The organism is Flectobacillus sp., from assembly GCF_049240685.1.
GTDB lineage: Bacteria > Bacteroidota > Bacteroidia > Cytophagales > Spirosomataceae > Flectobacillus.
Map to the genome: position 1 here is coordinate 1 of NZ_JBMLSD010000265.1, position 12921 is coordinate 12921.

A 12921-nucleotide genomic window follows, 5' to 3' on the forward strand; every position below is an offset into this window, starting at 1 on the left:
TTGGACTCATTTTTTTAACAGTTTTAAACTGTTTTTAAAATCATCATTGAAAAAGACCCAACACCTAAGAAACGCTTTCTCGATTTGTCCAGTGATCAGACTATTAACTAATAACGTCTTACCATTAACAAATAACTTCTTTTTGTTTAGAGGATATAAACATGAAAACAAAGATTTTAATAGGCATATTACTAGTAATAACCTTTATTTCCAATGCACAAAAGTATGATTTTGTGGTGGCACAAGATGGTTCAGGACAATTTCGAACTGTTCAAGAAGCATTCAATGCTGTGCCTGATTTTCGGAAAAAACCTACGACTATTTTTATCAAAAAGGGGATTTATCAAGAAAAATTAGTCTTGGCTGAATCTAAGGCAATGGTCAAGATTATTGGTGAGGACTTGAATGCAACGATAATCCAGTACGATGATTATGCCCAAAAGAAAAATATTTTTGGTGAAGAAAAAGGAACTACTGGTTCGTCAGGATTTTATGTTTTCGGAAATGAGTTTTCGGCACAAAATATTACTTTTCAAAATACCGCTGGACCTGTAGGGCAAGCAGTAGCCGTTTGGGTAAAAGGTGATAAAGTACAGTTTAGAAATTGTAAATTCTTAGGTTTTCAAGATACCTTGTATACCTACGGCTACGAAAGTAGACAATACTATTATAACTGCTATATTGAGGGAACAGTCGATTTTATCTTTGGTTCGTCTACGGCTTTGTTTGAAAAATGTATTATTTACGCCAAAAATGAGGGCTATTATACGGCCGCCTCTACTCCTCAAAATAAAGAATTTGGTTATGTTTTCAAAAATTGCACATTCACAGGTAGTGCCAATGCCCATACTTTTTATTTGGGTAGACCTTGGCGACCGTATGCAAAAGTAGTAATCATGGAGTCGGTGCTCGATAAACAAGTAAAACCAGAAGGCTGGAATAACTGGGATAAAGTTAGCAATGAAACAACATCCTATTATGCCGAATACAAAAATACTGGTGTAGGTGCAGATACCTCAAAGAGAGTCAAATGGTCGCATCAACTCACGGAGGAGGAGGCAAAAAGATATACTAAAGAAAGCATTCTAGGAGATTGGAAGGTAGATGAATAGATAGAGTACCCCCGAAAGCCCATACCTGAGTCTACGGCGTTGGACATTAGCAGTATGTATTAGGCAAGCACAACCTTTTGCCTAATGCATACTGCCTAATGCACTTAAGTTTAGTGTAACTAGTGCAACATGACTTTTCTTAAAAGTTGTATAGGAAGCATCCCATTATCAGTAGCTTGGTCATGAAACTTGCGAAGTGAAAAGTATTTTCCTTGACGTTTTTTGACATCTTCTCTCAAAGCAAGTAATTGAAGTTTCCCCAAAGAATAAGATAAATAACCTGGGTCAAAGGTTCCTCTTAATGCTTCTTCGTAAGCAGGTTTTTCTTCGTAATAACAATTGGCCATAAAGAAATTTGTACCTTCTTTCACCGACCATCCAGCCGTATGCTCTTTGATAGAAACAACCAAGCGGCACAGGCGTAGCAACGATTCGGAGAGTTGTGCCATTTTGTATTTGGCCATCACTTTGGGGTCATCAGATTTTCCATAGCCTTCTTCTAGCATCATCTGTTCGGCATAATGCGCCCATCCTTCCACAAAGGCATAACTCCCAAACAACTTTCTGGCGCGACTTGTTGAGGACGCATTTAAGTGTAAAAATTGCACATAATGCCCCGGATATGCCTCATGGATAGATATCACTTCGGTTGAGTATTTGTTAAATAAAGTCAACCATTCCTCTTTTTGAGCAGGAGTCCATTTGTCTGAAGGAGGGGTTACATAATAATAAGCCTCTGAGGCACCCGCTTTTTCAAAGGGGCCGGGTGTGTCCATTGCGGCCGTTGCACCTACCATAAATGCAGGAGTTTTTACAACCTTTGCTCGTACCTCTGATGGAATAGTAATAATAGAATGGTCAATCAAAAACTGCCTAATTTCTTCACATTTACTTTTGGTAAAGGAAACCAAGGAATCTGCTTTAGGATGTTCTTGTTGTATCATCCTGAAAACAGCCCTAGGTGATTTTGTAGAGTCTATCACTTTGGCTGCTGCTGCAAACTCCGCTTGTTCCTCCTTCAGTTTTCGTAGGCCAATTTTTAAGATATCTTCAGGGGTGGTGTCAATTAACTCATTGTATTGAAGCATTTTGATATAGTTCTTTCGGCCAATAGCATAATGACCACGCGCACGAGGAAGAACATATCGCTGTAAATAATCTGCATAATTTCGCAAAGCCTTAGTAGCAATTTGAGTGGTGTAGGCTAGTGAGTCTTTAATGCTTTTTTGATAGACTTTCTCAAAGGCCTTTGGAATGTCGTTTTCAACATAATCTGCTGTACTTCTAAACGCATCTATCGAGAGTTGAACCTCCTCTTTATTATTGATGGAGGTCATATTTTTTTTGGCAGTTTCCAAAAAAGAAGGCAATGCTTTTTCAAAACGAATCAGCGCTTTGGCTCGTTGATCCAAACTTGCATAGTTTCTTTTTACGTAAGGCGTAAAATCCACAACATTCAAGTAAGTAAGAGGACGCTCGGCAATGCGAAGTGTATTGTATTTGTGAAGAGAGCTTTTTACTTGATTCAACAAAAGATAATAATCAATCAAATTGTTTTGATTGAGCTTGAGCGTATCTAAGCTTTCAAATTTTGAAAGATATTCATTCAAATGAGTCGCTTCTTTATCGATGCCTTCTCTGCTAAAATCGGGTAATATCCCATCAAATTGATGGTATCCTTGAGCAACAGCCACCGTAGGGTGCCATCTCAAGTAATCCTCTATGAATGCACTAGATACTTTCTCAAATTTTTGATCTTCTGACTCAAATAGTTCGCAACTAGTAAGCAATAAAATCACAAGAGCAAGATGCGCAAGCTTGCTAAAATGTTTCATAACACCCGATGAGTTTAATGACAAGTTGTGCAAAATACAGATTTTTGACGCATGATTTAGAAAAAAAAACGAAAATTCGTCAAAGAAGTCCCTTATTAGGCTGTTATTGGTTTGAAGACCCAGTAATTCTGACTAATTTTGCAGTCTTTACAAAATCGTAGTAGATTATTATTCATGCAACTATTGCCCCGAAACTAATCTTGGGCAAAATTATCAATCAAGTACAATGCTATCAGAACAAGAAATCCTCCGTCGCCAGAAACGCGAAGAGTTGATGAGATTGGGAATCGACCCATATCCTGCCGAGATGTTTGAAGTGAACGTAACGGCCGCTGATATTCACAAGAATTACGAGAATAATAAACTAGATTATAAACAGGTTTCAATCGCTGGTCGTCTGATGAGCTTCAGAATTATGGGTAGTGCTTCTTTTGCCGAATTGCAAGATAGCACTGGTCGTGTTCAGTTGTATTTTAGACGTGACGATTTGTGCCCTACAGAGGATAAAACTCTTTATAACACGGTATTTAAGAAACTCTTAGACATAGGTGATATAATTGGGGTAAATGGGTATGTGTTTACCACTCAAACTGGCGAGATTTCGATTCATGTCACAGAGTTTAAAATTCTGAACAAGTCGCTTCGTCCACTTCCAATTGTAAAGCGTGATGATGAGGGTAACGTTTATGATGGGTTAACTGACCCAGAAATTCGTTACCGTCAGCGTTATGTCGATTTGATTGTAAATCCAGATATTAAGGATATCTTTTTGAAGCGCTCTCGTATTGTAACAACCATGCGTTCGTTGTTTGATTCGAAAGGATGGTTGGAAGTGGAAACTCCAATCTTACAACCTATTCATGGTGGTGCGTCGGCTCGTCCTTTCAAAACTCACCACAACACATTAGATATGCCTTTGTATATGCGTATTGCTAATGAGTTGTACCTCAAACGACTTATTGTTGGCGGTTTTGATGGTGTTTATGAGTTTGGAAAAATGTTCCGTAACGAAGGTATGGACCGTACCCACAATCCAGAATTTACTTCTTTGGAGTTTTATGTAGCTTACAAAGATTACAACTGGATGATGAATATTACGGAAGAAATTTTCGAAAAAGTAGCCATTGCTACCAACGGAGATTCTAAAGTTCAAGTAGGAGAGAACCTCATCGAATTTGCGGGTCCTTTCGAGCGTTTGACCATTGCGGGTGCTATTGAGAAATACACAGGTGTAAATGTGGAAGGCATGGACGAAGCTACTTTGCGTCAACACTGTAAAGAGTGGGGAATCGAGGTAGATGCAACCATGGGTACAGGTAAATTGATTGATGAAGTGTTTGGAGAAAAAGTAGAAGCTAACTTGATTCAACCTACATTTATCATCGATTATCCAGTCGAAATGTCTCCTTTGACGAAAAAGCACCGTAGCAAACCAGGCTTGGTAGAGCGTTTTGAGTTATTTGTCAATGGTAAAGAAGTTGCCAATGCGTATTCAGAGCTCAATGACCCAATCGATCAGCGTGAGCGTTTTGAAGAACAATTGCGCTTGGCCGAACGTGGTGACGAAGAAGCCATGGCAATGGATGAAGACTTTTTACGCGCTTTGGAATATGGTATGCCTCCTACAGCAGGTATCGGAATTGGTATCGACCGTTTGACGATGTTGATGACCAATCAAACGACCATTCAGGAGGTCTTATTTTTCCCTCAAATGCGTCCAGAGAAGAAAGCCGAAATTTCTACAAATGAAGAATACGAGGCGATTGGCGTTCCGACCGATTGGATTCCAGTTTTACAGAAAATGGGCTTTATGACTGTGGCGGGATTGAAAGAAGCAAATCCAAATAAAGTATTTAACGATTTGGGTGGTATGCGTAAAAAAATGAAGTTGGATATAGCTATCCCAACCAAAGACGAGGTCTTGAAGTGGTTTGAATAGTTGAGATAATACAGAAATAGGGCTTTGAAATTTCTGTCAAAATTATAGTAGCAAAAAAGGCGTTCGAAATAAGTTTTCGAACGCCTTTTTTATGCGTTATTTTAGCACGGCCGAATGCTCAGTTAAAATCACTTTGACAATTCCAGCCTTTTTCATAGACGCTTCTCATACAGATACAAAAAAAGAGTTTTATTTAATAAAAGAGACGAGCGGTCTTTTCATTAAATAAAACTCTTTTCCAAGGTGTAAGGATTAAAGATGAACCTTAATCCTTACCACTATTAAACTCAGTACTTCTTATGATAATTTTCTCACATTCACCGCGTTCAATCCTTTTTTACCTTCAGTAACATCGTAAGATACAGAGTCGTTTTCACGAATTACTGCACCGCCTAAGCCAGTTACGTGTACGAAGATTTCTTGGTTTGTTTCATCATCTACGATAAAACCAAAACCTTTAGATTCGTTGAAAAATTTTACTTTACCAGTTTGCATAAAAAAATTAAATAAAAATATAAAAAAATAAAAAGTGCTAATGTTAATCTTTATATAAAATAAAGCCCTCACATGAAAAATCCAAACTAATAAGTCTGGGATTCCTCAAGACTAAATATAGCTTGAATATGTATGCCTTGATTTTGTCTGAAAACTAACGACAAATGACCAACGACAAGAGAGGCAAACTATCTAATTTTCTTCACATTAACTGCATTTAAGGCTTTCCTTCCTTCAATAATCTCAAATGAAACTTTGTCATCTTGACGGATGTGTATACCACCTAATGCATTTACGTGTACAAAAATTTCTTGTTCAGTTTCATCAACTATGATATAACCAAATCCTTTAGATTCGTTAAAGAATTTTACTGTACCTGTATGCATAAAAAAAAATTAAATAAAAAAATAAAAAGTGCTAATGTTAATCTTTATATAAAATAAAGCCCTCACATGAAAAATCCCAGCTGATAAGTCTGGGATTCCTTAAGACTATATATAGCTTGAATATGTATGCCTTGATTTTCTGAAGTTGTTTTGTCTGAAAACTAACGACAAATGACCAACGACAAGAGACGCAAACTATCTAATTTTCTTCACATTAACGGCATTTAAGCCTTTCTTTCCTTCAATAGTCTCAAATGAAACTTTGTCATCTTGACGGATTTGTGTACCACCTAATCCAGTTACGTGAACAAAAATTTCTTGTGCAGTTTCATCATCTACGATAAAACCAAATCCTTTACTTTCGTTAAAGAATTTTACTGTACCTGTTTGCATGATTAAAAAAATAAAAATTGATAATAAAAAACTCCAGCAAGTCACAAAAGACTTACATTAATAGCTCGAAAAAAACTAACAATAAGTTTTTAAGTTCTTGATAATCATAGAGGGACAACACTAGAAGGAATTGTAAACTCTTGAAAACTGGCAACTTTGTACTTCGGAGATCGTATAATTAAGAACTATTATTTCTCAAATGTAGGTATAATTTTATACAATCCAACTTTTAGGATTCTTTTTTTTTGAAAATGAGTAAAAATACCTGTTAAATGCATTAGAAAAGTTATATTTTTTGCTTGTATAGTAAAACCCACAAATCTAAAAATCGTCTTTTCTCTACGAATTTAATTATACTTAAAGGTATATCTATAGTATAACTGTCTCATTTACAAATTGTTTGTAAATATAAGTTTTGTGCAAAATAGATGCGAAGCTTCTGAGTTTTTCGTATATTTGTTTAGGATTAGACAGACAATCATCAACTATGAAAATCATAACCAACAATTGATTCAATAATCCCGACTAAAGACCATGCTAAAATTCAAGTACTTTGTTGAACAACACGTGTTTGGCGTGTGCACACGAATAGGCGAAAAATTTGGTATTGCCACTGGGAGCATTCGCCTGTATTTTATTTATACCACCTTTCTTACGATGGGTTCGCCAATCATTATTTATTTGATATTGGCATTTTGGATGAATATTCGCAAATACTTACGCCAAAGGAATAATCCAACGGTTTGGGAATTATAAGGTTTTTCTTAAACTGCTGAACTTCTTGGTTTTATCTAAAAAATGTGCTTTTACAATTGAATTTGGATAGATAAACTTGTATCCATTTTTTCGTATAAGTGCATTTCTTTTTTTGTGCCATGACCTAAAATTTGCATAAAAATTGAAATGTGCTTTTACAACAGCGATACAATCGAGAACACCGCCATCAAACAGGAATTTTACTCCTGCCACGCCATCCAATACCAAGCGTATCAAGATGTTTAGCCACAAATGTTGTGGAGGATGGTTTTTGTAAAGCAAAGCAAGACCATTACGGAAGTTAAGATACGTTTTTCGAGGATTGGATTTATGTAGTGTTCCTCCTCCTACGTGGTATACGGTGGATTCGGCAGAATAATAAACTTTGTAGCCCGCCAGATGCATTCTCCAACATAAGTCTATTTCTTCCATGTGGGCAAAAAAATCGCCATCAAAACCACCTACTTCATGGAATATCGATGCCCGCACAAACATACACGCTCCTGTTGCCCAGAATACCTCTCTGGTATCGTTGTACTGTCCTGTGTCTGTTTCGAGTTCATTAAAAATACGCCCTCTACAAAACGGATATCCCAAAAAGTCAATAAATCCACCAGCAGCACCTGCATATTCAAATTTTTCTTTTCTATTATAATCCAATAGTTTGGGTTGGCATGCGGCAATCGTCGAATCTGAGTCCATTAGCTTAATAATAGGCTCAATCCAATTGTCGGTTACTTCCACATCTGAATTCAGGAGGATATAGTAATCTGCCTCAACTTGTGCTAATGCCTCGTTATATCCTTGTGCATAGCCATGATTCTCATATAACTCGATTAGTCTTACTTCTGGAAAATCATTTTTCAAAATGCTTACAGATTGGTCTTTTGAAGCATTATCGGCTACAATAATTTCTGTGGACGGCGAATGTGAAATTACAAATGGTAAAAATTGTTTTAAAAACTTTTCTCCATTGTAATTTAAAATAACGATTGCAACTTTTGTCATTTTAGTGGTGAATCAATTAGAATAAGCTTCTTCAATAGCCCAGCTTGTAGCCCTGATAATAAATAATCATACAAAGTTGCAATAAGATTTTCCTGAAACAAAAACTTATCTTGTAAAAGTCTAAATGATTTTGTTAAACCTTTTGTGAGAGAAGCTTGAAACACCTATCGTCGAATGACGATTGAAATACTTATATTTGCAAGCTTAAAGGTTGATAACAATTTCTGTTTTGATTGTATTGGATAGAATTGTGGGAATTTGTATCAATAATTCGTGTTGAATTTCCTATTTTTAGGAAGATAGGAATGCGAGCTAGTACATTCCTTTCGGATAACCTTTTCTTTTTTGATGCTAGCTGTGGCTACCCAAACACTAAAACTTCAAACTAAATGTCTAAAAACACTATTTTTCGTAAAAAAAACATTCAGAGTGTACTGAGCCAAAGTGAAGACGGTCATTCGTCGGGCTTAGTAAAAGTACTTGGCGTAAGAGACTTAACATCCTTTGGGATAGCAGCAATTATTGGTGCAGGAATTTTTAGTACTATCGGTAGAGCAAGTTTTGAAGGTGGACCAGCGGTATCTCTACTATTTGTGTTTGTTTCGATTGCCTGTGTATTTACAGCGCTTTGTTATGCACAATTTGCGTCAATGGTGCCTGTGTCGGGGAGTGCTTACACCTATGCTTATGTATCTTTCGGAGAAATATTTGCTTGGATTATCGGTTGGGCATTGATTTTGGAATATGCCGTGTCTAATATGGTGGTTGCTATTTCTTGGTCGGAGTATTTTGTAGGAATGCTCACGGGATTTGGTATTCATTTTCCTGATTATCTGACTATTGACTATGGCACCGCCAGCAAAGCTTTTGAGGCTATTCAGCGTGGTGAGCAAACAACGGATATCATGAAAGTGGCAGCGGCTGCTTATGAACATGCGCCAACGCTTTTCGGGAATGTAAAATTATTGATTGATTTGCCAGCAGGTGTAATTACGATTTTAGTAACGGGGTTGGTATATATTGGTATCAAAGAATCACGTACTGCGAGCAATGCCTTGGTGGTGTTGAAGTTATTGGTGATTTTCTTGGTAATTATTCTTGGTGCATTTTATGTAAAACCAGATAATTGGTCACCATTTGCTCCTAATGGTGTTCAGGGAGTTTTGGGAGGTGTAGCTTCTGTATTTTTTGCTTTTATTGGTTTCGACTCTATCTCAACAACTGCCGAAGAATGTCGTAATCCACAAAGAGATTTGCCTCGTGCCATGATTTATTGCTTGATAATTTGTACCGTGCTCTATGTCGCAATTACCTTGGTTTTGACAGGTATGGTAAATTACACCGAATTAAAAGTAGATGACCCATTGGCGTATGTATTCCAAAAAATTGGCTTTGATTTTGTAGCGGGTGTGATTTCGGTATCGGCTGTTGTGGCCATTACTAGTGCTTTGTTGGTATACCAAATGGGACAACCTCGTATCTGGATGTCGATGAGCCGTGATGGATTGTTATGGAAAAAATTCTCAGAAATTCATCCAAAATTCAAAACACCAGGTTTTGCAACCATCATGACGGGTTTGGTCGTAGCGATTCCATCCTTGTTTATGGATATGGGCTTTTTTGTGGATTTGACGAGTGTGGGTACCTTCTTTGCTTTTATTTTGGTTTGTGGGGGTATTTTATATTTGGATTATCAAGGCTTGTCGAAGGATGCCAAGTTTAAAGTTCCTTATATCAATGGTAAATATGTTGTAATTACTTTGTTTGTGATTGCTTTTGTGTATGCAATTTCACAGGGCACATTTGTTGAGCATTTATCCGAAAAACCTCTTTTGGTGGTGTTCTGGATTGTTTGGCTGGCTTTAGGAGTAATGGCATTTAAACTCAACTTTTCATTATTACCAGTATTGGGTATTCTCACAAACTTGTACCTGATGACCGAGTTAGGAGTAACTAACTGGGCTATCTTCATAATTTGGTTGATTATTGGCCTTGTAATTTATTTTGGCTACGGCTATCGTCATAGTAAGCTTTCCAAATAAATAACAAGCTGTTAATAGTGTATCAGTTATTAGAATGTGCTCATAGTCAAGAGGCTATCATCAAATTGCACCTCAGATATACTATTGATCACCCAAATATGATTTATTTCGAATGGAGTGATTATCTTTTAAATTTACTGATTAGTTATCTAACATATTAATGAAGCTGTTTAAACTTTTCAAAAAGCAGATTTTATTGATTAATTCTTCGTCTTACTTTTTAACTAGGCGTTCCCGCCTTGATACAAAAAGTAACCGCAGCGGCGGCCGCAAAAAAATCAAGAATTTATAAACTCGCTTCGCTCAAACAGTATAAATTCATTGCTTACGCAAGCAATTTTATGAAAGTTTAAACAGCTTCAATATCAAAAAAGGCGGTCGAAAATTGTTTTTCGACCGCCTTTTTTGATGAAAACTTGGAGGATTTTACTTGGCTTAAGACGCAATCATTGCATCTCTACTAGTGAAAATGTATTTTAAATAATTACTAAATCACTCAATCAAGATTCACTAAATTTTTATCTAATCATTACTTCTACGTCCCGAAAGCATATTTAAGTAGTAAAGTAGTTGTGCCAACATACCTACTGCTGCCACAACGTAAGTCAAGGCTGCCCATTTGAGTGCATCCTTAGCCATTTCGTGTTCTCTTGGTGTTACTATATTTCTTTGTTGCATCCATTTGATAGCACGATTACTTGCGTCAAATTCTACAGGTAATGTAATAAAACTAAAGATTGTTGCTACAGCAAAAAGTGCCACACCAATTGTTAATAATAGTTTACTACCAGTAGAATACATAATCATTACGCCAATCATCAACAACATTGGCGTAAAATTATTGGCAATGTTTAATACTGGTACCAAAGAGCTACGAAATTGTAACATCGAGTAAGCCGTAGCATGCTGAACAGCATGACCACACTCATGGGCTGCTACCGCGGCTGCCGCTGCGCTTCTTCCATAATATACATCTGGACTTAAATTCACGGTTTTGTCCATCGGATTATAATGGTCGGTAAGTTGTCCTTCTACTGACAAAACTCTGACATCATAGATGCCGTTATCTTGTAGCATTTTCTCTGCTACTTCACGTCCTGAAAGTCCGTTAGCAAGGCCAATTTGTGAGTATTCATTAAACTTACTTTTGAGCTGCCAACTAACCAACATTCCAATTCCCCCAAATAGGAGAGAAATCAACCAAATTCCTGTCATAGTTTTGTTTGTTAAATGGTTTTTAAAATAGTGATGTAATAGCCTTTGAGCTATTGGCTCACAACTTTGGGATTATGGTTTTTTGAAATATCCCTTTTTAAAGCTGTTTGATTTTCTGTATTAAAGAGGTCGTTGAGTATCCTTCTACCAGCGAAATAGTTTTTACCTCTCCTCCTTTAGCTAAAACAAAATCTGCGCCAACGATAGTTTCGACGGTATAATCGTCACCTTTGACCAAAATGTCAGGTTTTACCTGTTCTATAACCTGTAAAGGTGTCGGTTCGTCGAACAAAATGACAGTATCTACAAATTCAAAAGCTGCCATCATGCGAGAGCGCGCGTATTCGTTTACGACTGGGCGGGTAGGTCCTTTGAGTTTATTCACCGACGCATCTGTATTAAGACCTAGCACTAATTTGTCACCCAAGTTTCGTGCCTTCTCCAGATAATCAATATGTCCTAAGTGGACAATATCAAAGCATCCATTTGTAAAAACGATTTTTTTACCTTCAGATTGCCATTGTTCAACTCTTTCAATAGCGTTTGCCAGCGTACAAATTTTATCTTGTGTCATAAATAGATATGGGTTGTTTTATTCTCCAACGATTAGCTTTCCTGTGGGCTTGTATGGGATTTTAGGAATAATGTAATCAAAAAGCTAAGTGCTCCCAAAATAAGTAGGGCAATCATTTGAGAACCATGAATAAAGGTGGCAAGGATAATACCATCTTTTTGCTGTAGGCCATACAACACAAGGGCATTGCCAACCAAAAAGTGAAATGGTCCGATGCCGCCTTGTGTAGGAGCCGCCATCCCAAAGCTTCCCATTGTGAGTACGGTTAAGCCTGCTAGTAATCCAAGATGGGAGGTTTCGGGAATGGCAAAAAATAGTACATAAGCCGAGAAATAATACATAACCCAAATAAGGACTGAATAAAAGATAAACAGCCCTGGTTGTTGCATTTTGCCAATACTCAAGAGCCCATCCAACAAGCCATTCACTAAATTGACTACTTTTCCAAGCACAGGATGTTCGGCAAGTTTGGCTTGATACTTTTTGAATAACCAAATTCCAGCTATACCACCCAAAATAACAACAATTAAAAAAGCCACAATCAAGGTTACTTTTGAAGCAAATTGCTCCATAAAGAAATCTTTCAGTTTGGTAAACTCTAATGAAAGGTTGAGAATCAAGATAATCAATAACATGACCAAGTCAAAAATTCTCTCGGTTACTACTGTGCCAAAAGATTTTTCCATTGGAATACCATCGGTCTTTTGTAAAGTACCACAACGGGTAACTTCTCCCATTCGTGGAATAATATAATTAGCAAAATATCCCATCAATACCGCCAAAGTAGTACGAAAAGTAGATGGTTTATAGCCCAGTGGCTCCATCAAAAGTTTCCATCTACTCGCACGTGCGATATGTGCCACAAGCCCTAAAAAACCTGAGAAAATAATCCACCAATAATTTGCATTAGCAAATTGATGAAACATTTCTGTCATATTGATGTCTTTGAACACAAACCACATCAAGCATCCTGCAAGTGCTAAGGAGATTGTATATTTAAGGATATTTTTCATAAAATAAATGTTGATAAGTAAAAAGAAGTTACTTAGTTATCGTGCAAAATTAGATTTAAGTTTTTTGCTTTAGGCGATAGGCAATAGGCAATAGGCAAAGAGTGTTTGTTTTTAGTAACGTTAGCTATGTTTTGCCGAATGTCCAAAGCCCAC

At 36.9% G+C, this 12921-nt stretch carries 12 protein-coding genes; 4 read left to right on the forward strand and 8 right to left on the reverse strand.

All coding sequences use genetic code 11. The annotated features are described in order from the left end of the window. Positions 1–161: 161 nt before the first annotated feature. Positions 162–1112 (forward strand): pectinesterase family protein, encoded by a 951-nt coding sequence (locus ACOVQ4_RS12265; RefSeq protein WP_421820932.1) that lies wholly within the window; start codon positions 162–164, stop codon positions 1110–1112. Positions 1113–1231: 119 nt separating this feature from the next. On the opposite strand, the gene ACOVQ4_RS12270 is transcribed toward ACOVQ4_RS12265, so the two are convergent. Further along, positions 1232–2947 carry a DUF885 domain-containing protein gene (locus tag ACOVQ4_RS12270; protein ID WP_421820933.1) on the reverse strand — a complete coding sequence of 572 codons (1716 nt, stop codon included), beginning with the start codon at positions 2945–2947 and terminating at the stop codon, positions 1232–1234. A gap of 226 nt (positions 2948–3173) precedes the next feature. Between ACOVQ4_RS12270 and lysS the strand changes: the two genes are divergently transcribed. Beyond that, positions 3174–4886 carry a lysine--tRNA ligase gene (gene lysS, locus ACOVQ4_RS12275; protein ID WP_421820934.1) on the forward strand — a complete coding sequence of 571 codons (1713 nt, stop codon included), beginning with the start codon at positions 3174–3176 and terminating at the stop codon, positions 4884–4886. A 297-nt stretch (positions 4887–5183) separates the two neighbouring features. Here lysS and ACOVQ4_RS12280 read toward each other — a convergent pair whose 3' ends face one another. The 3 genes from ACOVQ4_RS12280 to ACOVQ4_RS12290 form a co-directional block, all read right to left on the reverse strand. Beyond that, entirely contained in the window at positions 5184–5381 is a 198-nt protein-coding gene (locus ACOVQ4_RS12280) for a cold-shock protein (protein ID WP_421820935.1), read from the reverse strand. Between the two features lie 188 nt (positions 5382–5569). Continuing rightward, entirely contained in the window at positions 5570–5767 is a 198-nt protein-coding gene (locus ACOVQ4_RS12285) for a cold-shock protein (protein ID WP_421820936.1), read from the reverse strand. A 195-nt stretch (positions 5768–5962) separates the two neighbouring features. Further along, on the reverse strand, positions 5963–6160 hold the full coding sequence (locus ACOVQ4_RS12290; RefSeq protein WP_421820937.1) for a cold-shock protein: 198 nt from the start codon (positions 6158–6160) through the stop codon (positions 5963–5965). Between the two features lie 534 nt (positions 6161–6694). On the opposite strand from ACOVQ4_RS12290, the gene ACOVQ4_RS12295 reads away from it, so the two are divergent. Further along, positions 6695–6916 (forward strand): PspC domain-containing protein, encoded by a 222-nt coding sequence (locus ACOVQ4_RS12295; RefSeq protein ID WP_421820938.1) that lies wholly within the window; start codon positions 6695–6697, stop codon positions 6914–6916. Here the strand turns inward: ACOVQ4_RS12295 and ACOVQ4_RS12300 are convergent. Next, positions 6911–7924 (reverse strand): glycosyltransferase family 2 protein, encoded by a 1014-nt coding sequence (locus ACOVQ4_RS12300; RefSeq protein WP_421820939.1) that lies wholly within the window; start codon positions 7922–7924, stop codon positions 6911–6913. The two genes, ACOVQ4_RS12295 and ACOVQ4_RS12300, sit on opposite strands and share 6 nt — an antisense overlap. Positions 7925–8313: 389 nt before the next feature. On the opposite strand from ACOVQ4_RS12300, the gene ACOVQ4_RS12305 reads away from it, so the two are divergent. Then, the gene (locus ACOVQ4_RS12305) at positions 8314–9966 is read left to right on the forward strand and encodes an amino acid permease (RefSeq protein ID WP_421820940.1); all 1653 of its coding nucleotides are present in this window, start codon (positions 8314–8316) and stop codon (positions 9964–9966) included. 522 nt (positions 9967–10488) lie between these two features. Here ACOVQ4_RS12305 and ACOVQ4_RS12310 read toward each other — a convergent pair. From ACOVQ4_RS12310 to ACOVQ4_RS12320, 3 genes are all read right to left on the reverse strand, one after another. Then, a complete protein-coding gene (locus tag ACOVQ4_RS12310) occupies positions 10489–11181 on the reverse strand; it encodes a zinc metallopeptidase (protein WP_421820941.1) in 693 nt (230 codons plus the stop codon). Between the two features lie 97 nt (positions 11182–11278). Then, positions 11279–11755, reverse strand: a complete 477-nt coding sequence (gene rfaE2 / locus ACOVQ4_RS12315) for a D-glycero-beta-D-manno-heptose 1-phosphate adenylyltransferase (RefSeq protein WP_421820942.1) — start codon at positions 11753–11755, stop codon at positions 11279–11281. Between the two features lie 32 nt (positions 11756–11787). Further along, positions 11788–12768 carry a lysylphosphatidylglycerol synthase transmembrane domain-containing protein gene (locus ACOVQ4_RS12320; protein WP_421820943.1) on the reverse strand — a complete coding sequence of 327 codons (981 nt, stop codon included), beginning with the start codon at positions 12766–12768 and terminating at the stop codon, positions 11788–11790. Positions 12769–12921 lie beyond the last annotated feature (153 nt).